This is a genomic window from Microbacterium sp. TPD7012 (assembly GCF_003075395.1).
Classification (GTDB): domain Bacteria; phylum Actinomycetota; class Actinomycetes; order Actinomycetales; family Microbacteriaceae; genus Microbacterium.
In genome coordinates, this window is record NZ_QDFV01000001.1 from 58,939 (window position 1) to 78,061 (window position 19,123).

Sequence of the window (19,123 nt, forward strand, 5' to 3'; positions counted from 1 at the left end):
AGGGGCGTGAACTCTCCCAGCGCATCCCCGTCCGGTCAGGACGAGGGTCCCCGCACCCTGACCTCCGAGCATTACGGGATGGCGGACTTCGCTCGTGTCCGGAAGTTCGACGCCCACGTGCACATCAACGTCGATGACCCGGCTCTCGTCCAACTGGCGCTCGAGGACGGTTTCGAGCTGTTGACGATCAACGTCGACGCGCCGGATTTCACGCCCATCGCCGATCAGCGTGCGATCGCGATCTCGATGGCCGAGGCCTACCCGTCGGAGGTGCACTGGTCGACGTCCTTCTCGATGCACGGCTTCGGTGAGCCGGGGTGGGCCGAGCACGTGACCGCCGATCTGGCCACGGCCACGGCCGAGGGCGCGCGTGCGGTGAAGTTCTGGAAGGACATCGGGATGGGTGCCGAGGACCCCGACGGTCGCCTGGTCATGCTGGACCACCCGGGACTCGTGGCGATCGCGGAAAGGGCGCGCGAGCTCGGGTTGGTGCTGATCGGCCACCAGGGCGAGCCGCACAACTGCTGGCTGCCGCTGGAGCAGATGACGACCGAGAACGACCGCCGGTACTTCAGCCGTCGGCCCCAGTACCACATGTACCTGCATCCCGATCTGCCCGGCCACGACGAGCTGATCGCCATGCGCGACCGCTTCCTCACCGCGCTGCCGGGACTGCGCTTCGTCGGCGCGCACCTGGGCAGCCTGGAGCACGACGTCGATCAGCTGAGCGCCTTCCTCGACCGCTTCCCGGATGCCACGGTCGACATGTCCTCGCGCATGAGCCAGCTGCAGTTCCAGTCGCTGCAGGATCGTGAGCGCGCTCGGGACTTCTTCATCCGGTACCAGGATCGGGTGCTGTACGGCACCGACCTGTCCTTCCACCCGAGCGCCGATCCGGTGAGGTTCTGCCGCGCCGCGCATGCCATCTGGACCTCGGACTGGCGCTATCTGGCGACGGCCGAGAGCCAGAGTGTCACGGCACTGGATGCCGACGTCCCCGGCCTGGCGCTGCCGCGCGACGTCATCGACAAGGTGTACTACCGCAATGCCGTCCGGGTGTTCGGGATCGACGCCGCGGCCGCCGGCTCCTAGTCCTTGCCGCCACGGACGAGTTCGAGCCCGGCCCCGGCGAACTGCCGCAGGGTCGCATCGGGCAGGAAGGCCCGCGTGAGCGCGCCGCCGATGCGGGTGAGGTCGCTCTCGTCGCGGAACAGCAGGTACATGGTCTCGTAGCGCGGGTGGAACTTCTGCTTGAACCGGTGCAGCGAGCCGAAGCCGTAGACGGGCTCCAGCGCCTCGGCGAGCTTGTCGCTCAGCGCGGCGATCACTCCGGCATCCGGCGGATAGTCGTGCGCGAGCGGAGCACCCGAGAGCGACATGATCTCGGCCCCCTCCTCCGAGAACTGCCGGGCCGAGGAGCCGATGAGGTACTCCATCACCGGGCCGAAGCCGCCGTCTCGTCGTCGCATGAGGTCGAGGGTCCAGCCGCGCACGACGCCCTCGTCGCCGTAGACCGGAAGCCAGGACAGGAATCCGTCCACATCCCCGTTCGGCGCGAGAGCCAGGGCCAGCCGCACCTCCGGGTCCTCCGCCTCATCGAGCGTGCCGAGCGTGAAGCGCATCTCGGGCAGGTCCTTGTCTCCGACCCAGGCCTCCGAGATCGCGCGCAGCTGCTGCTGCACGCCCCATGACTCGGCCTTGAGCTGCGTCATCTTGAACGTCATCTCCTCGCGGCCGGCACGGTTGAGCGAGGACCGCACCGAGTTCCAGCGCTTGCCGGTGAACTCGAGGCCGGCGAGGTCGACGATGGTGTCATCGGCCACGACGATGCTCCGCCACGTCGACGGCACCGCGGCGAGCGTCGCTGCGTCGGCGCTGAAGAAGCAGGGCACGAGACCCGCGTGCTCGGCGGCGCTGATGAAGCCGGCGACGGCATCCGCTCGTTCCGCAGCGGGGCCGATCGGATCCGCGAGCGCGAGGGCGACCCCGTTGCGGCGCTGGTAGGCGACCACGCCGCCGGGCACGCGCGCGTAGCTGTTGCCCTCCCAGGTCGTCATCCACGACAGCGTGCCGCCGCCGTGCGTGCGCAGCTCCTTCTTCACGTCGTCGAGGGTCGGGGCTGGCTGGGCTCCCAGGGTCGAGCGTCGCTTCGCACGGAACGCGCGGCGCACCCACACCAGGTACCCCAGCATGATCAACCAGAGGAATCCGCTCGCGAGGGCGAGCTCGGTCTCGCCGTCCCAGCGCAGGTCGAGCTGAGCCTGGCTGAACACGGTGATGAGGGTGAGCACGAGAGCCGCGACCAGCACGTTGAAGATGCCCAGCAGCAGCGCGAGCACCCAGGCGAACCGCCGTCCGCGGCGCAGGCCGTTCGCGATCACGAGGATCACGACGACGTCGATCGCCAGGTCGATGAACCCTCCGGATGCCGGTTCCGTCTCTCCGAACGGGCCGTCGGTCGGGACGAAGGTCGTGATGATCTCGACGGCACCGAGCACGAGCAGCGCGACCACGGCGATCAGTCTCTGCTCGCGCACGGTCGTGTGCCGCACGCGCATCGACCGGTCGACGACCAGGATCAGCAGCACGGCGAGCAGATGCTCGAGGTCGGCGACCTTGCCCCAGAACAGCATCGCGATGAACACGAATCCGAGCAGGATCAGCCACCCGCGCACCCGCCACGGCGGCCGGAACAGGCCGACGGCCGCGGCGATGCAGGCCATGGTCCCGCCGGATGCTCCCACGTCGAGCGCCTGCGCCTGCGTCGTCGCCCATGCCCACGGGAACTGGGAGAGCGCGAACAGCAGCAGTGCGGTGGCGAAGATCGCGAACAGCTGGCCGATCCAGTAGTACGCGAGAGCGACGCGTGACCCGCGGCGGAACTCCACGTAGGCCATGCCCCAGAAGCCGGTGATGGTGAAGATGTACACCCACGGCTGGTTCACGAAGAACGTGCCCGTCAGCGGCGTCCACCACTTGCCTTCGGCGAGGTTCGGCAGCCCGTACGCCACGTTCCGGAACAGGGCGGAGTCCTCGAACGACGTCCACAGCCCCGCCCAGACGACCCCCACGACGAGGATCAGCAGCACCATCGTCAGGGTCGCGGGAATGCGCCGCACGACGGAGACGACAGGGTGGGGCTTGCGCGCGGGGGCCTCGCTCATGCGCTCAGCGTACCGGTAGACGGTGGCGCGCCCGCGAGGTCAGAAGCCGATGATCTCGCGGTAGCGCGGCTTGTGCCCGGTGCGGATGCCGGTGACGCTGGGCTTGTTCTCGTAGACGCCCGCGCCCCAGTTCCCCTCCACGAGGACGGGTCCGTCGGGAGACACCACGATGTCCCATCCGACGTACTGCACCTGCGGCACGACGCGCGCGACCTCGTCGATGAAGGCCCGCACCTCGTCCATGTACGGCAGCTGGAAGTCGGCGATGCGGAAGCCGCTGTCCGGGTGGTTCTCGTGCACATGGCCGTGCGAGTCGTAGCCGGCGCTGACCGCGTGGCCGTTCTCGTCGAGCATCGTGTAGAAGCCGCCGAACGTCATCTGGTCGCTCACCGCGCCGCGACCGAACTTCTGGGCCATCGCGAGGATGTGCGCCTTCTCGCCGTCGAAGAACGCGGTGACGCGCGTGGTGTTGACGGTGCCGGGGCAGACGGCCGCCAGGTCGTCGTGCTGACGGATGACCTCTTCGATCAGCAGCTCGCCGCGGGCGAGCAGACCGCGGTGGAAGTCGTCCCAGTCCGTGACGTCGGCGGCGTGGTAGCGGTGCACGCCCGTCCCCGCCTGGCCGACCGGCTCCTTGGTGACGATCGTGCCGAGGCGCTGGGTGAGCTCGCGGACGGCATCCGCATTGCCCTCCTCCACGACCAGCCACTCGCGGTGCAGGTGCTGCGCGAAGTGCCGGTCGAACGCGACCTTGTCCTGGAAGATCCAGCGGAAGTCCGGGTGGTCGTAGCGGTGCGACAGCAGGTTGGAGACGGGGTGGGTCATGTACGTCTCGCGCTCCGCCTTCGTGAGCATGGCGAAGTCGTAGTCGATGTAGTCCTGGAACCCGACGTTGTGCCGAGCGGCCGACCACAGCATGTCGACGACGATGACCGGCACCGCCTTGTGGTGCTGCTTCGAGGCCTCCTTGGCCCGCTCCATCACCGATCCGATGTCGATGCGACGCGCGCGTCCCAGCAGATAGTGGATGCGGGTCCCGAGGGAAAGACGTGACATGAGGCTCCGAGGGTAGGGGTCCCGACCAGTCTACGGGGGGCGCGAACGGCGACCCTGGGACCCCGAGGGCCGCGAGTGCTCGGGGCGCAGGGGCTCAGAAGCCCTCCGGCTCCCGCGGCGTGTAGGCGCTCTCGAGCTGCGCCAGCTCGGCGGATTCCAGACGGATGCCGGTGGAGGCGACGGCATCCTCGATGTGCTGCGCACGGGTGGCGCCGACGATCGGCGCGGTGACGGCCGACTGCTGTGCGACCCAGGCGAGGGCGATCTGCGCGCGCGAGACGCCGCGCTCCGCGGCCACGCGGCCGACGGCATCCACGATGGCCCGGTTCGACTCCTCTTCTCGGCGATACAGGGTCGCGCCGAACTCGTCGGTCGCCGTACGAGCGGTCGTCTCCTCCCAGTCGCGGGTGACGCGACCCCGCGCGAGCGGCGACCAGGGGAGCACGCCGACGCCGGAGTCGAGGCAGTACGGGTGCATCTCGCGCTCCTCCTCGCGCTGCAGCAGGTTGTACTGGTCCTGCATCGAGACGAACGGCGTCCACCCGTTCTTCACGGCGACGTGCTGTGCCTTCGCGAACTGCCAGGTCCACATCGACGAGGCGCCGATGTAGCGCGCCTTCCCGGAGCGCACGACGTCGTGGAGCGCCTCCATGGTCTCCTCGATCGGCGTCTCCGGGTCCCAGCGGTGGATCTGGTAGACGTCGACGAAGTCGGTGCCGAGCCGCCGCAGGCTGGCGTCGATGCCGGAGAGGATGTGCGCGCGGCTGAGCCCGGCCTGGTTCGCGCCCTGCCCCATGCGGCCGTGGACCTTCGTGGCGATCACGACCTGGTCGCGCTGGGCGAAATCGGCGAGCGCGCGGCCGACGAACTCCTCGCTCGTGCCGTCGGAGTACACGTCGGCCGTGTCGAACGTCGTGATGCCGGCTTCGAGCGCCTGCCGTATGAGGGGACGGCTGGTCTCCTCATCGAGCGACCAGCGGTGGGTGCCGCGGTCGGGCGCGCCGAAGCTCATGCAGCCCAGCACAACCGGCGAGATGCGGAGTCCGGTGTTCCCCAGCCGTACGTTGTCGGTCGTCTCCAGCATCCGTCTTCTCTCCTCTGTCGTCAGCGCGTGTCGTTCCAGCCTTGCACGTTCCGCGACCGTGCCGACCCGGCCCCTTCCCGCAAGGGCGCCGCTCGCACACAGAGGGGCCGCTCGACGGGAAGGACGCGTCTACTCGATCTGACCGATCGGCTCGCGCTTCTCGGCCTGGAACTGATCCTCGGCGCGGCCCCGGGCCCAGTACGCCGAGATCGACAGGGATTCACGCGGAACCTCGCGCTGCTTCAGAATCGCGCGCACCTCCTTGATGGCCCCGCGCTCTCCGTGGGCGAAGACATGCGGGTGGCCGTCGGCCCAGGGAAGGTCGACGAGCGCTGCGAGAAGCTCGTCGTCGGTCTGCATCCAGGTCACCGTCAGCCCCGCCGGCGGCGCGGGAAGGACGCGGTCTGCAGGATCGGCGACCGAGAGCAGCACGTGGCCCCGAGCCCCGGCATCCATCGCTTCGACGGCGGAGGAGATCGCGGGCAGGGCCGTGTGATCCCCCACCAGCAGGTGCCAGGGTGCCGTCGGATCCGGGCGGTAGCCGCCGCCGGCGCCGCTCACCACGAGCACGTCTCCGGGCTGCGCTGCGCGCGCCCAGGGTCCTGCAACACCCTCGTCGCCGTGCACGACGAAGTCGATGACGAGGCGCTGCGCGACGGGATCGGCCGAGCGGATCGTGTACGTCCGCCGCGTCGGGAGCTTCTCCGGGCTCTCCTCCCGCAGCTGCGCCAGATCGTACGGAGGCGTCAGCCCGTGAGCCGGATCGGCGAACAGGATCTTGACGTACTTGTCGGTCGAGTCGTTGTCGCGGAACGCGGCGTACCCGTCGCCGCCGGCCGTGATCCGGATCAGGTCGGGGCTCACCTGCTCCACCTGCTGAACCGTGAGGACGGCCTGTTCGGGTGCGCGGCGCGGCTGCTCTTGTGTCATCGGGTCTCCGGATTCATGGCGAGTCGTCGATCCCAGTCTGCCCGGCTCCGACCGGGGCGGGGTCGCCTCAGGCTCGATGCTCGGACTCAGGAATTCGGAATCGATGTCACCGCGACGGTCCAGAGAGCGGTGCTCTCGGCCGAGCCGGTGATCACGATGTCCTCGTTCGCTCCGACGTCGAGCATGTTCCGCGACCCCGGATCGTCCGGATCGCCCTGGCATGCCTGCGTCACTGCGGCGGCCCCGATGATCTCGACCACGACGTCTCCCTCGCCGACGCACCGGATGTACAGAGCCACCCGCCCCGTCGGGTTGTCGAAGGGTCCGGCCTGCGCCGAGCCTCGCATCGCGGGGAGCTCGCCGACGAGATTCTCATCCCGGGGGATCGAGACCGTCAGCACGTTCGATGTCGGGGGAGCGGATGCTGTCGCGGTCGGCGGGGAACTCGGACTCGCGGACGGTGCGGATGCCGGATCCGGGGTCAGCGGCGCGCAGGCGACGAGCGCACTCGCCGCGAGGAGCACCGCGACCGCGCCCGCGTGAACCGCCTTCATCCGTCCTGTCCCCTCGCGACCTTCGCAGCCGCACCAGGGAGAGCGTACGGTCGCGCGCCCCGTCGTGTCTGTCGGGTCTTCGGGGGACACGACTACCCCTGCTGCAGCTCCTTCAGCGCCTGCACGACCAGGTCGTGATCATCGGCCGAGGGCAGGCCGGAGACCGTCGCGACGGCCACGACACCGACGCCGGTCACCCGGACGGGAACCGCTCCGCCGGCGACGGCGTACTCGGCGGGGTCCAGCCATCCCGGCTCGAACATGTCGCGTCCACCGGCGGCGACGCGGGCCTCCAGCAGTGCCGTGCTCGTCTCAAAGCGGAACGCCGTCGCGGCCTTCCGCCGCACCCACTCGTCGTTGTCGGCCGTCGCGCCCGGCATCGACGCATGGAAGAGGATGCCGGATGCCGTGCGCACATCGATCGCCACCGGATGCCCTGCGGCGAGCGCGCGCTCCGCGATCGAACTGCCGAGTCGCCACGCATCGCGCCGGTCGAATCGGGGAAGGTCGAGGGCGAGGTGCTCGGCTTCGAGCCGTGCCAGCCATCTATCGTCGGTCATGGTCCGATCCTCTCACCACGCTCCGGCGTCTCGGGCTGTGCGTCTCGCGCCGCGCCAGAGCTCACTCGTCGACCGCGGTCCCACCACCGAGCGCGCGGCGGGCCTGCTCGAGTGAGCGGAGCGCCTCGACCCTGGTCGACGCACCTTCTCCTGTCGCGACGATCTCTCCGCTGGCGGCCCGCAGCCGCCAGCGGTACGCGCCCGCAGCATCCTGAGAGATCTCGAAGCGCCCTCGAGGCCCGTCGGATGCCTGGGCGAGTTCCGCCGCGACCTCACGATTCCCGATGTCGCCGAGGATGCTGGTGCGCAGCCGCTCCGCCGTATCGGCATCCGCACCCGGCGAGAGCGACGAGAGAACGCTCACGGCCGTCGCACGGTCCTCATCGGTCACCCACTGCTCCTTCGTCAGCGCCTCGATCAGCATCAGCCCGGTGCGGGCTTCCCTGGCATCCGTGCTCAGCGCCAGTGCGTACGCCTGCTCGAATCGCTGCGACCACTGCGCGCGGGCATCGGTCGCCTGCTGGTTCCGACGGGTGAGGAGGAAGGCGATGACCGACCAGACGAGTCCGCCACCGGCCACGACCGCAGCGATCACCGCTGCGATGAGCGTCGCCTCCGAATCGGTCACACGGCCACCCTACTGTCGCCGGACGCGCGGACGAAGGCCTCAGAGCACGTCCTCGATCGCCGCGAAGGTGCGATCCGGATCCTCCAGATGCATGTCGTGATGGATGCCGGCGAGACGGCGGATGTCCCATCCCTCGCCTTCGAGCGCTGTGGCCATGGCGTCGGACAGGACGGCCGGTGACTCGTCGGAGAGGACGATCGTCGACGGCACGGCGGGCGGGGCGATCGCGATCGGGTGGAACGCCACCTCGCGGAAGATCCCGATCGCCATCTTGGCGTCGAACTGCTGCTGCGCCTGCTTCATGATTTCGCGGATGCTCGGATCCAAGGCCGCGCGTTGGGGCGCGCTCCGCCGCGCCTGAAGCAGACCCATGACGCCGAGCGAGAGCGGCGGCACGGCCCAGAATGCGCGGCCCTTGAACCCGGTCGTGGGGAGCGAGAGTTCGAACCCCGGGTCGAGGTAGATCGCGCGCTCGGGCTGGAGGCGCGCGACGGCGCGCACGAGCACCGCTCCCCCGAGCGAATGACCGACGACGCTGTGGAGTCCGGTCGGGAGGGCTTCGACGACATCGCCCGCGAGGTCGTCGAGCGTGTACGACGGCGCGCGGTCGCTCTCGCCGTGCCCACGGAGGTCGAGCGTGGTGACGGTGTAGCGGCCGGTGGTCCGCATCCGGTCGATGAGCGGCTGCCACGTCGCTCCCGCGCCGCCGAGCCCATGGATCAGTCCGACGTGGCGTTCGCCGGATCCGGTGGTGGTGGAGTGGAGGCGCATGGGAGTCATTCTTCCCCGCCCGCTCGGCGCCGGTACAGGCCCGTCCGAGAGCGAAGGGAAACGTTGTAGAGTGCCCAGAATGAAACCAGGGGCAGAGACGACGGCGACTCTGCACGACGTCGCGAGGGCGGCGGGCGTGTCGATCAAGACGGTCTCCAACGTCATCCACGGATACCCGCACATTCGCCCCGAGACCCGCGAACGGGTCGAGGCGGCGATCGCCCAGCTGAACTACCAGCCCAACCGTGCGGCCAGGAGCCTGCGCTCAGGGCGCACCGACATGATCGGGCTGATCGTCCCCGACCTGCGCAACCCCTACTTCGCCGAACTGGCGGATGACGTGATGCGCGCGGCACGCGAGCGGGGGTTCTCCGTACTCATCGAGCAGTTCGACCTCGACCGCGAGAGCGAGCTCGCGGCCCTGCGGAACGCCCACCTGCGCGGGCTCGACGGCATCCTGCACTCCGTCCTGACCCTCGAGCCGGGGGATGCCGCCCTGCTCGAGCGCGTCCCCGTCCCCCTGGTGCTGCTCGGTGAGCGCATCTTCGACTCCTCGCGCGATCACGTCACGATGCGGAACACTGAGGGCGCGCAGGCAGCCACCGCCCACCTGCTCGACCTCGGCCGACGCCGCATCCTCGCTCTCGGGTCGCACCCCAGCGAGGAGATGGGCTCTCCGAGCCTGCGCCTGCGCGGGTATGCCGATGCCCTCGAGAACGCGGCCGTCCCCTTCGACGCGGCGCTCGTGATCCCCGTCGACCTCTGGCACCGTGCCGACGGCGCAGAGGCGATGCGCGCGGTGCTCGACGCGGGCGTGGCGTTCGACGGCATCGTCGCATTCAACGACTCGCTGGCACTCGGCGCACTCCGGGTCCTTCTCGAGCGCGGCATCCGCGTACCCGACGACGTCGCCGTGATCGGCTTCGACGACCTGGACGAGACGCGCTACAGCCTGCCGGCGCTCTCGACGATCAACCCTGGACGCTCCGAGATCGCTCGGACGGCCGTCGAGCTCCTCGCATCGCGGATCGGCGGCGCGGATGCCGGACCTCCCCGGGAGGTCTTCACCGACTTCACCCTCGTCGAGCGCGAGTCGACCGTGCCTCGTCACTGAGCACTCCGCGCTAGCACTTGACATCGGTCCCGCGAGGAGCGATCATCCATTTACAACGTTTACCTCCAACGTTGTAAACCCTGAGCACCACGGCATCGAGCCGAACCCGACAATGCAGTCACAAGAAGGGCATCGAAGATGATGAGACGAACGATCATGGCCGCTGCAGCGGTGAGCGCGACCGCTCTCGCCCTGGCCGGATGCTCCGCCCCGGCGGACGAAGACCCGGAAGGCACGACCACCCTCACGTTCTGGCACGGCTACACCGAGGCCGACGGCGAAGTCCTCGATCAGATCGTGGCCGACTTCAATGCGTCCCAGGACGACTACGTCATCGAGACCGAGACGAAGACGTGGGCGGTCATCGACGACACCCTGCTCCCAGCCCTGTCCTCCGACGAGGGTCCGGACATCGTGGCGATGCCTGCCGAGCGGATGCCGGTGTACGCCGACCGCGGTGCCTTCGTCGACCTGACCGACTTCTACGGCTCAGCGGAGAGCAACACCTCCGAACTCGTCGAGCAGTCCGTCGAGATGGTGACGGTCGACGGGGCGCCGTACGGCGTGCCGACGGGCTTCGTCCCGCTGTCCGTGTTCTACAACAAGGCACTCTTCACGGCGGCGGGCATCGACGAGTTCCCGACCACCTGGGACGCCTGGGTCGACGCCGCGAAAGCGCTCACCGTCGACGAGAACGGCGATGGAACGCCCGAGCAGTACGGCCTGGCGCTTCCCGACCACGCGACCGTGGCGAACGGACTGTGGCCGAGCCTCCTGCTCAGCGGCGGTGGCGGCATCGTCGACGGCTCCACCGACGCGGTCATCGATTCGAAGGAGAACGCCGACTCGCTCGCGTACTGGGTCGATGCCATCACGAACGACAAGATCTCCCCGACCGGACTGGACGGCATCGGCGCCGACGAGCTCTTCAGCTCCGGCAAGGCGGCGATGCACGTCGGCGGTCCCTGGATGTCGTTCATCTCGGCCGACAACGACATCGACTACGGCATCGCGGCGATTCCCGCCGGTCCCGACGACCAGGCCGCTTCGGCCATCGGGGTGGCCATGGGCATCACCGAACAGGCGGACGACGCACAGGTCGCCGGTGCCGAAGCCTTCTTCTCCTATTTCTTCCAGGACGACGTGGCGACCGAGTGGTCGCTCGCGTCGGGGTGGCCGCCGCTGCGCACCGACATCCCGCTGGAGTCCGTCGAGTCGAACCCCGTCGTCGTCTCGCTGACCGAGATCGCCCCGACCGGTCGCGCTCTGCTGCCGGGCGTGGTCAACAGCGTCGACGTGCTCGCCGCGATCGACACGCTCACGCAGAAGGCGGTCGCCGGCGGCGACATCGAGGAGCTGCTCTCCGCCGCACAGAGCGAGATCCAGCAGGCCCTCAAGTGATCCCGTCCGTGGGAGGGGCGTCCACGGCGTCCTTCCCACGGGCCCTCTCCAGAAAGCAGCGCCGATGACGACGCAGGCCACCGTGCCTCCCACCCGCCGCTCGTACCGCCCGCCTGCACCGCTGGGCGGACGGACGCCTCTCCGCCGCAGCCGAAGCTACCGCTTGACGGTGATCGCGTTCCTCCTTCCCGCGATCATCATCCTCACGGTGTTCGTCGCCTGGCCGATGGTCTCCGCGCTGCGGCTGTCCTTCACCGACGCGAGCGGCTTCGGTGATGAGGAGTGGGTCGGACTACAGAACTACGTCGACGTCTTCACCGACTCCGGCGTGCTCGGCGCGATGGGCAACACCGCCCTCTACGCACTGCTCTTCACCCCGCTGGTCGTGGTGCTGGCGCTGTCCTTCGCGCTGCTCCTGAACAACCGGCTCCTCCCCGGTCGCGGGGTGTTCCGCACCATGCTCTTCCTGCCGTTCATCGTCTCGCTCGCCGTCGCCGCGTTCGCCTGGTCCTATCTGCTCGACCCCCAGATCGGCCTGCTCAACCACTGGCTGCGGGGATTCGGCATCCAGTTGGGGAACGTCCTGCAGGATCCCGTACTGGCGATGCCCACGGTCGTGCTGGTCGCGGTGTGGAAGAGCTTCGGCTTCTACATGGTGATCTTCCTCGCCGGGCTCCAGGACATCCCCGGAAGCCTGTACGAGGCCGCCCGCGTCGACGGGGCGAGCGCGTGGCAGCGGTTCCGCAGCATCACCCTCCCGATGCTCAGCAACTCCCTCGGATTCGTGCTCATCGTGGCGCTCATCGCCGCGCTGCAGGCTTTCGACCAGATCTACGTGATGACCGGCGGCGGCCCCTACGGGAGCACGCAGACCATCGTCATGGAGATCTACGAGTCCGGCTTCCGCAAGCTCGAGCTCGGTTTCGCCTCGGCGCTCTCCTACGTCCTGCTGCTCATCACCCTCGTGCTGAGCCTCGTGCAGTTCCTCTTCTTCTCCCGCCGAGAGCAGGATGCCTCGTGACCGCCGTCGCCCCCCTCACAGCTCCCCGTCGTTCGCCGCACGCGACGCGTCGGCGGATGGCATCCGTCGCTCTGCTGATCGTCGCCGCGGCGGCGACGCTGGCGGTGATGCTCCCGATCCTCATCATCGTCTTCACCGCGTTCAAGCCCGTCTCCGAGGTGAATGCGTTCCCGCCCACTCTTCTCCCCGGATCCTGGACGCTCGACAACTTCACGCGGATCTTCACCGAGTTGCCGTTCGCGCGACTCATCGTGAACAGCTTCGTGTTCGCCGGCGGTGTCACCCTGTTCGCGCTGGTGTTCGATTCGCTGGCCGCCTACGCGCTCGCACGACTGGACTTCCGCGGGAGCCGGGTGCTCCTGATCGCGATCATCGCCAGCCTGATGATCCCGTTCCAGGCGACGCTGATCCCGATCTACCAGCTCGTGTCGGACCTCGGGTGGGTGAACTCCTACGCGGGGATGATCGCCCCGCGTGCCGCCGATGCCTTCGGCATCTTCTTCCTGCGGCAGTTCTTCCTCTCCCTCCCCCGCGACCTCGACAACGCGGCCCGCATCGACGGCGCGAGTGAGTTCCGCATCTTCCGCAGCGTCGTGCTGCCGAATGCCGTGCCTGCACTGCTGACGCTCGGGATCTACATCTTCGTGAACAACTGGAACGACCTCCTCTGGCCGCTGGTGTTCACGACGGATGCCGAGATGGGCACGGTCACCTCCGGTCTCACCCTCCTCACCGGCCCCGGCGGCATCATTCCGCAGGGGGTCATGATGGCCGGCTCGCTGATAGCCGTCCTGCCGCTCGCCATCGTCTTCCTGCTCATTCAGCGACGCTTCGTCGAAAGCATCGCCTCGACCGGACTGAAGTGACATCCCTATGACCTGGTACCGCGACGGCCGCCTGCGCTTCGGCCTCGGCATCGAGAACACGTTCATCCCTCAGGAGCGCTCCGGCGAGCGCGCCATCGACGAGTATGCGCTCACCGAGCATTACGACCAGTGGAGCGAGGATCTCGGTCTCGCCGCGTCCGTCGGCGCCGAATTCATGCGCTGGGGCATCCCCTGGCACCTCGTCTCTCCCGAGCGCGGCCGATGGGACTGGTCGTGGACCGACCGCGTGATGGACCGCTTCGGTGAGCTCAGCATCCGTCCGGTCGTCGACGTGCTCCACTACGGCACTCCGCTGTGGATCGAGGACCAGTTCGCGCACCCGGACTACCCGGAGTTCGTCGCCGAGTACGCGGCGCGTGCGGCAGACCGTTACCGGGATGTCGCGACGGACTACACCCCGGTCAACGAACCCATGCTGCATTCGCTGTTCAGCGGGGAGTACGCCTACTGGCCGCCGTACCGCAGCGGCGCGAAAGGCCTGGTCGAGATCGCGACGGCGATCGCGAAAGGGTTCGTGCTCACTCAGCGCTCGATCGCCGATGCGCTCGGCGATCGAGCGACTTTCGTGCACGTGGACGCGTCGATGCGGTATGCGGGGGACATCGATGCTCCTGAGCATTGGGAGACCGCGAGGCGGTACACCCATCAGGGCTTCCTGGTCGAAGATCTCGTCACGGGGAAGGTGGACGATCGGCATCCGCTCTTCGACTTCCTGCGATCGCGCGGTGCACCGCTTGCATTGCTGCAGTGGTTCTGCGACAACGCCGTGCAGCCAGACGTGATGGGAGTGAACTACTACCCGCGGCATTCGACCGAGCTGTTCGAAGCCGGCGTGCACCATGGCGGAGGGTTTGCCGACCCGCGCCCTACCCGTGACGATGGGGTCGACGGCTTGAAGGAGATGCTGCGACATTACGCCGACCGCTACGGCGCACCGGTCATGCTCGCGGAGACATGCGTCACGGATGACGCGGCGACGCGCATCGCGTGGATGGACGCATCGGTGCGGGCGGTGGAGGACCTGCGTGCCGAAGGGACCGACGTCGTCGGCTACACCTGGTGGCCGCTCTTCGACATGTACGAATGGACGTATCGCCACAGCACTAAGCCTCGAGCGGATCATCTGCTGACGATGGGTCTGTTCGACCTCGTCGAAGGCGATTCGTCGCTGGAGCGGGTACGGAATCCGGTCGCCGATCGGTTCGCGGCGTACGCGCGTCGGGAGAGCCTCGTCGCAGCTTCGGGCGAAGAAGGGTGATGCCGGAGGCGCGCTCAGGCAGCGAGCGCGAGCCAGGCGCGTGGCGAGCGCCCGAGGCGCTGCGCGAAGGCCCGGGAGAACGCTGAGGCGCTCGCGTAGCCGAGTTCCGCAGCGATGGTGCTCACCGACATGCCCGCGCGCAGGTTCTCCTGCGCGATCGTCAGCCGCCATTCGGTGAGGTAGTCCACCGGCGTCTGACCCACGACCTTCTTGAAGTGAGCGGCGAAGGCGCTGCGCGACATGTTCGCCTCCCGCGCCATCGACTGCAGCGTCCAGGGGTCGCCCGGCGACTCGTGGACGGCCACGAGAGCCGGCGAGAGGCGTTCGTCGGCGAGGCCCGACAGCAGACTCTGATCAAGAGCGATGTGCGTGGGGTTGTCGAGCATCCATCGCAGCAGCTGGATCAGCACGACCTCGAACAGGCGATCCGCCAGGATCGGGTGGCCGCACGCCACGTTGTCGACCTCGGAGAAGAGCAGATCGAGCGCAGGGCTGAGGGTCGACACCTCGTCGAGCGGGAGGACGATGACCGGCGGCAGCGCCTGGACGAGCGGATGCGTGGCGCCCCCGGCGAACTCCAGAGTGGCGCACGCGAAGTCGGACTCCTCGGTCGGCGCATTGAGGAAAGAGTGCGCACTCGGCCGCGGGAAGAAGAGCAGGCTCGGGCGCTCGATCTGCAGTCGTTCCGTGCCGCCGCGCTCGTCGGTCACCGTCAGTTCCATCTCCCCACGGCGGAGCACGTGCAGGAAACCGCGACCGGCTTCAGGCGGGAAGGCCGTCACCCCGCAGAGCGGGCCGGCGTGGAAGAGCCGGGTCTGAACGCGGAATCGCTGCAGCAGGGGAGTGAGCCGATCGACGGAGGCCATTCCGCTAGTTTGTGGACGATTCGTCAAGAAGTCAAGACGGAAAGGTGCGCATCGTCCTGCCCGGAACGGAAGGCTGGAAACAAGCCCGAACGACGGGCCCATCTTCCACCAAGGAGCATCATGCCCAACGTCCCCCTCGTCGACCGTGCCGCCACCACCGGATCCGTCAAGGAGCACCTCGACCAGATCACCTCCGCCTTCGGCACCGTGCCCGCCATGTTCAAGGCCGTGGCCAACTCGCCCGCCGCCCTCGCGAGCATGTGGGGCTCCTTCGGAGCCTTCGGCGGCGGCACCCTCGGCGCGGCTCTCGGCGAGCAGATCGCCGTGGCGGTCGCCAACCGCAACTCCTGCGAGTACTGCCTCGCGGCCCACACCGCTCTGGGCAAGAAGGCGGGCCTCTCACGCGACACTCTCGCCGCAGCCCAGGACGGCCAGTCCGACGACCCCAAGACGGCGGCCCTGCTCGACTTCGCGCTCAAGCTCGTGAACGACCGCGGTCAGCTCTCCGCAGCCGACGTGCAGGCCGTACGCGACCAGGGCTGGAACGACGAGCAGATCGTCGAGACCATCGGGCAGGTCGCGCTCAACCTGTTCACGAACTACGTGAACATCGCGCTCGACGTTCCGATCGACTTCCCGAACGTGCCGCTCCGCCGCGCGAACTGACGGCTCGCAGGGCGAGCACGAGAGGAACACGAATGTCTGACATCTTCCGACCCCGTACCGTGCTCGCCCTTCGCCACGTCGCGTTCGAAGACCTCGGCATCCTTGAGCCGGCGCTCGCCGCGCGGGGGTACACCGTTCGATACGCCGACGCCGGGATCGGCCGCGTCGACCCCGGCGACGTGGAGGCCGCAGATCTCCTGGTGATCCTCGGCGGCCCGATCGGCGTCCACGACGACGATCGCTACCCGATGCTGAGGGACACGAAGACGGCAATCGCTCAGCGGCTCCGCAGCGGAACGCCGATGCTGGGGATCTGCCTCGGCGCTCAGCTCATCGCGGACGCGATGGGAGCAGCGGTCAGGCCGACGGGTTCGGCCGAGATCGGTTACGCGCCCCTGCACCTCACTCCTGAGGGGCGCACGTCTCCCCTCCGTCACCTCGATGGCGTGCCCGTGCTGCATTGGCATGGGGACGAGTTCGGAATCCCTGAGGGCACCGCGCATCTCGCAAGCACACCCGGCTTTCCGCACCAGGCCTTCAGCTCCCCGAACGTCCTCGGCCTTCAGTTCCATCTCGAGGCGGACTCCGAACTCATCGAGCGCTGGCTCATCGGCCACGCGCACGAGCTGAGCCACCACGGCTTCGATCCGAGGAGCATCCGAGCCCAGGCCGGGGCCCATGGACCGCAACTCCGGCAGGCCGCCGCCAAGGTGCTCCACGCCTGGCTCGAACAACACGTCCCATCGACCGCTCCGCGAAGAACAGGAGATCGTCATGCCTGAATCCACCCTCTCCACCGATCCGTTCACCCTCGATGTCTCGTCGTGGCTGAACAGCGCCCCGATCTCGATCGAATCGCTGCGGGGACGCGTCGTCGTCATCGAGGCGTTCCAGATGCTCTGCCCCGGCTGCATCAGCCACGGCCTGCCCCTCGCTCAACGCATCCACCGCACCTTCGACCGCGATGAGGTCGTCGTTCTCGGTCTGCACACGGTGTTCGAACATCATGCCGTGATGGGCTGCGATGCCCTCGAAGTCTTCCTCTCCGAGTATCGGATCGAGTTTCCCGTCGCGATCGACCGTCCGATCCCGGGGCAGGCGATTCCCGCGACCATGCAGAGGTACGGGCTGCGTGGCACACCCTCGATGCTGATCATCGATCGCGACGGATACCTGCGCGACATCGCCTTCGGCACGGTCGACGAGCTCGCCCTCGGCGCCTACCTCGGTCGGCTGCTCGCTGAACCCGCCGCGGAACTCGTCCGCGCTCCCGCCGAGAGCGTGGCATCCGATAGCGCTTTCTGCGACATCGGCGGGAATTGCACCTGACCCAGGCCCTCCTCCGTCCCCATCAACACCCACGAAAGGCAGTCCCATGACCGACTCCTGGCTTCCGACCCTGCTGACCGAGACCTCCGAGGAGGGATACGCCCTCGCCGTCAGACTCTCCCGAACGGCGGTCAAGCTCACCCAGCCCTCAGCCGAGGTCCGCGAGCGGGTTCGCGCCGACTACGCCGAGGACTTCGGGGCGCTCATCGCCATATCGCATGTCGTCGCGACGAACTTCCATACCGTCGCGGCGGCCAACGGATTCTGGCGGTCCTGACCGCCGGATCACAAAGGGGCCTCACTCGCGCTCACCGACGAATGAAGGCCGGAACCCTCCGGGCCCGGCCTTCATTCGTTACTGTGCGCGAGGGGGGACTTGAACCCCCACGTCCTTACGGACACTGGCACCTGAAGCCAGCGCGTCTACCATTCCGCCACTCGCGCGAGTGGTCTCGTTCCGAAGAACTCAACTTCCCGAGGATATCACGCGATTTCGGCCTCTTCGCACACCCGGAAACCGTCATCGGCGGCGTTCCCCCAGGTCACCTGGCTACGATGTCCCTACCGGTCAGCATGCCAGAGGAGCCCAGTGGGACTACTTGACAGCTTTGAGAAGGGTCTCGAACGCGCAGTCAACAGCGCGTTCGCGAAGACCTTCCGTAGCGGCATCCAGCCCGTGGAGATCGCTTCGGCGGTCCGTCGTGAAGCAGACACGAAAGCGGCGGTCGTCAGCCGCGACCGCATCATCGCGCCCAACAGCTTCGTGGTGCGTCTGAGCACCGACGACGCCGAGCGCATGCGGAGCCTCGGCGGAGCCCTCACCGAAGAGCTGCACGCGCTGCTGAACAAGCACGCCAAGTCCCAGGGCTACAGCTTCTCCGGGCCGCTCTCGATCAGCCTCGAGGCCGACGACAAGGTCGCCACCGGCACGGTCCGCGTCGACTCCGGAACGGTCGAGGGCCGCGTCAGCTGGCAGGCCGTCGTCGACGTCGACGGCCGTCGCCACTCGCTCTCGCGCGCCCGCACCGTGATCGGGCGTGGTTCGGATGCCGACATCACCATCGCGGATGCCGGTTCGAGCCGCAAGCACGTCGAGATCCTGTGGGACGGCGAGCGCGCAATGATGCGCGACCTGGGCTCGACGAACGGCACCAAGGTCAACGGCCAGAAGCTCCGCGAAGCCGCGCTCCCCTCCGACACCACGATCACGATCGGCCGCACCGACCTGGTGTTCAAGATCGTCCCCGTGTCGGCGCCGTCGCGCCCGACCGACGACTCCACCCGCGCGTTCGGGGGCTTCGGATGAGTGAACTGATCCTCCTCCTGCTGCGCGTCGGGTTCCTCATCGTCCTGTGGTTCTTCGTGTTCGGCGTCGTGTACTCGCTGCGCGCCGACCTGTTCGGCGTGAAGGTGCGCAAGCTCCCCGCCGAGGCGACCGCCGGCGCGGCATCCGCTCCGGTCGCTCCGGCGAAGCCCGCGGCGGCGGCTCGTCCGGCATCCGCGAAGCCGTCGACGGGACCCGCGACGATCGCGACGGCGAAGCGCCTGGTCATCACCTCCGGACCGAAGACGGGCCTCGAGCTCCCCCTCGGCGCCGACTCGATGACGATCGGCCGCTCGAGCGAATCGGCGCTCGTGATCCGCGACGACTACACGTCGAGCCATCATGCGCGCCTCATGCTCCGGGGCGATGCCTGGGCGATCCAGGACCTCGATTCCACGAACGGCACCTTCGTCGCCGGCCAGCGCGTGACCGGCGGACCCGTCAACCTCTCGCTCGGCACCCCGATCAAGGTGGGCGCCACGACCTTCGAGCTGCGAGCCTGACCCCGGC

General features: G+C 68.3%; 21 protein-coding genes and 1 tRNA gene. 12 read left to right on the plus strand and 10 right to left on the minus strand.

Annotation, left to right across the window (positions count from 1 at the left end; all coding sequences use genetic code 11):
* Positions 1 to 6: 6 nt before the first annotated feature.
* Positions 7 to 1,092 (plus strand): amidohydrolase family protein, encoded by a 1,086-nt coding sequence (locus tag DC434_RS00285; RefSeq protein WP_207769858.1) that lies wholly within the window; start codon positions 7 to 9, stop codon positions 1,090 to 1,092.
* Here DC434_RS00285 and DC434_RS00290 read toward each other — a convergent pair.
* The 8 genes from DC434_RS00290 to DC434_RS00325 all read right to left on the minus strand — a co-directional run bounded on the left by DC434_RS00290 (position 1,089) and on the right by DC434_RS00325 (position 8,747).
* Entirely contained in the window at positions 1,089 to 3,164 is a 2,076-nt protein-coding gene (locus DC434_RS00290) for a DUF2156 domain-containing protein (RefSeq protein ID WP_116633293.1), read from the minus strand. The genes DC434_RS00285 and DC434_RS00290 overlap by 4 nt on opposite strands.
* Before the next feature lie 39 nt (positions 3,165 to 3,203).
* On the minus strand, positions 3,204 to 4,220 hold the full coding sequence (locus DC434_RS00295) for a sugar-transfer associated ATP-grasp domain-containing protein (protein WP_116633294.1): 1,017 nt from the start codon (positions 4,218 to 4,220) through the stop codon (positions 3,204 to 3,206).
* 94 nt (positions 4,221 to 4,314) lie between these two features.
* Positions 4,315 to 5,304: an aldo/keto reductase gene (locus DC434_RS00300; RefSeq protein ID WP_116633295.1), complete on the minus strand. Its 990-nt coding sequence runs from the start codon at positions 5,302 to 5,304 to the stop codon at positions 4,315 to 4,317.
* A 129-nt stretch (positions 5,305 to 5,433) separates the two neighbouring features.
* Positions 5,434 to 6,234 carry a siderophore-interacting protein gene (locus DC434_RS00305; protein WP_116633296.1) on the minus strand — a complete coding sequence of 267 codons (801 nt, stop codon included), beginning with the start codon at positions 6,232 to 6,234 and terminating at the stop codon, positions 5,434 to 5,436.
* 86 nt (positions 6,235 to 6,320) lie between these two features.
* Positions 6,321 to 6,788 (minus strand): hypothetical protein, encoded by a 468-nt coding sequence (locus tag DC434_RS00310; RefSeq protein WP_116633297.1) that lies wholly within the window; start codon positions 6,786 to 6,788, stop codon positions 6,321 to 6,323.
* Positions 6,789 to 6,880: 92 nt separating this feature from the next.
* Complete coding sequence (locus tag DC434_RS00315; protein ID WP_116633298.1) at positions 6,881 to 7,348, minus strand: heme-degrading domain-containing protein; 468 nt, start codon at positions 7,346 to 7,348, stop codon at positions 6,881 to 6,883.
* 61 nt (positions 7,349 to 7,409) lie between these two features.
* Positions 7,410 to 7,976, minus strand: coding sequence for a DUF1508 domain-containing protein (locus DC434_RS00320; protein WP_116633299.1), 567 nt, complete (start codon positions 7,974 to 7,976; stop codon positions 7,410 to 7,412).
* A 39-nt stretch (positions 7,977 to 8,015) separates the two neighbouring features.
* Complete coding sequence (locus DC434_RS00325; RefSeq protein WP_116633300.1) at positions 8,016 to 8,747, minus strand: alpha/beta hydrolase; 732 nt, start codon at positions 8,745 to 8,747, stop codon at positions 8,016 to 8,018.
* 79 nt (positions 8,748 to 8,826) lie between these two features.
* Between DC434_RS00325 and DC434_RS00330 the strand changes: the two genes are divergently transcribed.
* The 5 genes from DC434_RS00330 to DC434_RS00350 all read left to right on the plus strand — a co-directional run bounded on the left by DC434_RS00330 (position 8,827) and on the right by DC434_RS00350 (position 14,428).
* Positions 8,827 to 9,861, plus strand: coding sequence for a LacI family DNA-binding transcriptional regulator (locus DC434_RS00330; RefSeq protein ID WP_116633301.1), 1,035 nt, complete (start codon positions 8,827 to 8,829; stop codon positions 9,859 to 9,861).
* Positions 9,862 to 9,999: 138 nt separating this feature from the next.
* Positions 10,000 to 11,262 carry an ABC transporter substrate-binding protein gene (locus tag DC434_RS00335; RefSeq protein WP_207769859.1) on the plus strand — a complete coding sequence of 421 codons (1,263 nt, stop codon included), beginning with the start codon at positions 10,000 to 10,002 and terminating at the stop codon, positions 11,260 to 11,262.
* Between the two features lie 64 nt (positions 11,263 to 11,326).
* A complete protein-coding gene (locus DC434_RS00340; protein WP_116633303.1) occupies positions 11,327 to 12,283 on the plus strand; it encodes a sugar ABC transporter permease in 957 nt (318 codons plus the stop codon).
* Positions 12,280 to 13,149, plus strand: coding sequence for a carbohydrate ABC transporter permease (locus DC434_RS00345; protein WP_243408734.1), 870 nt, complete (start codon positions 12,280 to 12,282; stop codon positions 13,147 to 13,149). The genes DC434_RS00340 and DC434_RS00345 overlap by 4 nt, the downstream gene beginning before the upstream one ends.
* A gap of 7 nt (positions 13,150 to 13,156) precedes the next feature.
* Positions 13,157 to 14,428 (plus strand): family 1 glycosylhydrolase, encoded by a 1,272-nt coding sequence (locus DC434_RS00350; RefSeq protein WP_116633304.1) that lies wholly within the window; start codon positions 13,157 to 13,159, stop codon positions 14,426 to 14,428.
* Between the two features lie 14 nt (positions 14,429 to 14,442).
* Here the strand turns inward: DC434_RS00350 and DC434_RS00355 are convergent, their stop codons facing one another.
* Positions 14,443 to 15,294, minus strand: a complete 852-nt coding sequence (locus DC434_RS00355; RefSeq protein WP_116633305.1) for an AraC family transcriptional regulator — start codon at positions 15,292 to 15,294, stop codon at positions 14,443 to 14,445.
* A 120-nt stretch (positions 15,295 to 15,414) separates the two neighbouring features.
* On the opposite strand from DC434_RS00355, the gene DC434_RS00360 reads away from it, so the two are divergent.
* Genes DC434_RS00360 through DC434_RS00375 form a run of 4 tightly spaced genes read left to right on the plus strand, consistent with a single transcriptional unit; the run spans position 15,415 to position 17,566 of the window.
* Complete coding sequence (locus DC434_RS00360; RefSeq protein WP_116633306.1) at positions 15,415 to 15,960, plus strand: peroxidase-related enzyme; 546 nt, start codon at positions 15,415 to 15,417, stop codon at positions 15,958 to 15,960.
* 32 nt (positions 15,961 to 15,992) lie between these two features.
* Positions 15,993 to 16,742 carry a glutamine amidotransferase gene (locus DC434_RS00365; protein WP_116633307.1) on the plus strand — a complete coding sequence of 250 codons (750 nt, stop codon included), beginning with the start codon at positions 15,993 to 15,995 and terminating at the stop codon, positions 16,740 to 16,742.
* The gene (locus DC434_RS00370) at positions 16,735 to 17,289 is read left to right on the plus strand and encodes a redoxin domain-containing protein (RefSeq protein WP_116633308.1); all 555 of its coding nucleotides are present in this window, start codon (positions 16,735 to 16,737) and stop codon (positions 17,287 to 17,289) included. The genes DC434_RS00365 and DC434_RS00370 overlap by 8 nt, the downstream gene beginning before the upstream one ends.
* Before the next feature lie 46 nt (positions 17,290 to 17,335).
* Positions 17,336 to 17,566, plus strand: a complete 231-nt coding sequence (locus tag DC434_RS00375; RefSeq protein WP_116633309.1) for a hexameric tyrosine-coordinated heme protein — start codon at positions 17,336 to 17,338, stop codon at positions 17,564 to 17,566.
* Positions 17,567 to 17,650: 84 nt separating this feature from the next.
* On the opposite strand, the gene DC434_RS00380 is transcribed toward DC434_RS00375, so the two are convergent.
* Positions 17,651 to 17,733: transfer RNA gene (locus DC434_RS00380), tRNA-Leu, on the minus strand.
* 145 nt (positions 17,734 to 17,878) lie between these two features.
* Between DC434_RS00380 and DC434_RS00385 the strand changes: the two genes are divergently transcribed.
* Positions 17,879 to 18,595 carry a DUF3662 and FHA domain-containing protein gene (locus tag DC434_RS00385; protein ID WP_116633310.1) on the plus strand — a complete coding sequence of 239 codons (717 nt, stop codon included), beginning with the start codon at positions 17,879 to 17,881 and terminating at the stop codon, positions 18,593 to 18,595.
* Complete coding sequence (locus tag DC434_RS00390) at positions 18,592 to 19,116, plus strand: FHA domain-containing protein (protein WP_116633311.1); 525 nt, start codon at positions 18,592 to 18,594, stop codon at positions 19,114 to 19,116. Before DC434_RS00385 ends, DC434_RS00390 begins: the two co-directional genes overlap by 4 nt.
* The last annotated feature ends 7 nt before the right edge of the window (positions 19,117 to 19,123 follow it).

Excerpts from the sequence above, each read along its gene's own strand:
- DC434_RS00375 (WP_116633309.1), top strand. The coding sequence starts at position 17,336 with ATGACCGACTCCTGGCTTCCGACCCTGCTGACCGAGACCTCCGAGGAG.
- DC434_RS00340 (WP_116633303.1), top strand. The coding sequence starts at position 11,327 with ATGACGACGCAGGCCACCGTGCCTCCCACCCGCCGCTCGTACCGCCCG.
- DC434_RS00390 (WP_116633311.1), top strand. The coding sequence starts at position 18,592 with ATGAGTGAACTGATCCTCCTCCTGCTGCGCGTCGGGTTCCTCATCGTC.
- DC434_RS00295 (WP_116633294.1), bottom strand. The coding sequence starts at position 4,220 with ATGTCACGTCTTTCCCTCGGGACCCGCATCCACTATCTGCTGGGACGC.
- DC434_RS00305 (WP_116633296.1), bottom strand. The coding sequence starts at position 6,234 with ATGACACAAGAGCAGCCGCGCCGCGCACCCGAACAGGCCGTCCTCACG.
- DC434_RS00325 (WP_116633300.1), bottom strand. The coding sequence starts at position 8,747 with ATGCGCCTCCACTCCACCACCACCGGATCCGGCGAACGCCACGTCGGA.
- DC434_RS00290 (WP_116633293.1), bottom strand. The coding sequence starts at position 3,164 with ATGAGCGAGGCCCCCGCGCGCAAGCCCCACCCTGTCGTCTCCGTCGTG.
- DC434_RS00370 (WP_116633308.1), top strand. The coding sequence starts at position 16,735 with ATGCCTGAATCCACCCTCTCCACCGATCCGTTCACCCTCGATGTCTCG.
- DC434_RS00310 (WP_116633297.1), bottom strand. The coding sequence starts at position 6,788 with ATGAAGGCGGTTCACGCGGGCGCGGTCGCGGTGCTCCTCGCGGCGAGT.
- DC434_RS00330 (WP_116633301.1), top strand. The coding sequence starts at position 8,827 with ATGAAACCAGGGGCAGAGACGACGGCGACTCTGCACGACGTCGCGAGG.
- DC434_RS00300 (WP_116633295.1), bottom strand. The coding sequence starts at position 5,304 with ATGCTGGAGACGACCGACAACGTACGGCTGGGGAACACCGGACTCCGC.
- DC434_RS00350 (WP_116633304.1), top strand. The coding sequence starts at position 13,157 with ATGACCTGGTACCGCGACGGCCGCCTGCGCTTCGGCCTCGGCATCGAG.
- DC434_RS00355 (WP_116633305.1), bottom strand. The coding sequence starts at position 15,294 with ATGGCCTCCGTCGATCGGCTCACTCCCCTGCTGCAGCGATTCCGCGTT.
- DC434_RS00335 (WP_207769859.1), top strand. The coding sequence starts at position 10,000 with ATGATGAGACGAACGATCATGGCCGCTGCAGCGGTGAGCGCGACCGCT.
- DC434_RS00365 (WP_116633307.1), top strand. The coding sequence starts at position 15,993 with ATGTCTGACATCTTCCGACCCCGTACCGTGCTCGCCCTTCGCCACGTC.
- DC434_RS00315 (WP_116633298.1), bottom strand. The coding sequence starts at position 7,348 with ATGACCGACGATAGATGGCTGGCACGGCTCGAAGCCGAGCACCTCGCC.
- DC434_RS00360 (WP_116633306.1), top strand. The coding sequence starts at position 15,415 with ATGCCCAACGTCCCCCTCGTCGACCGTGCCGCCACCACCGGATCCGTC.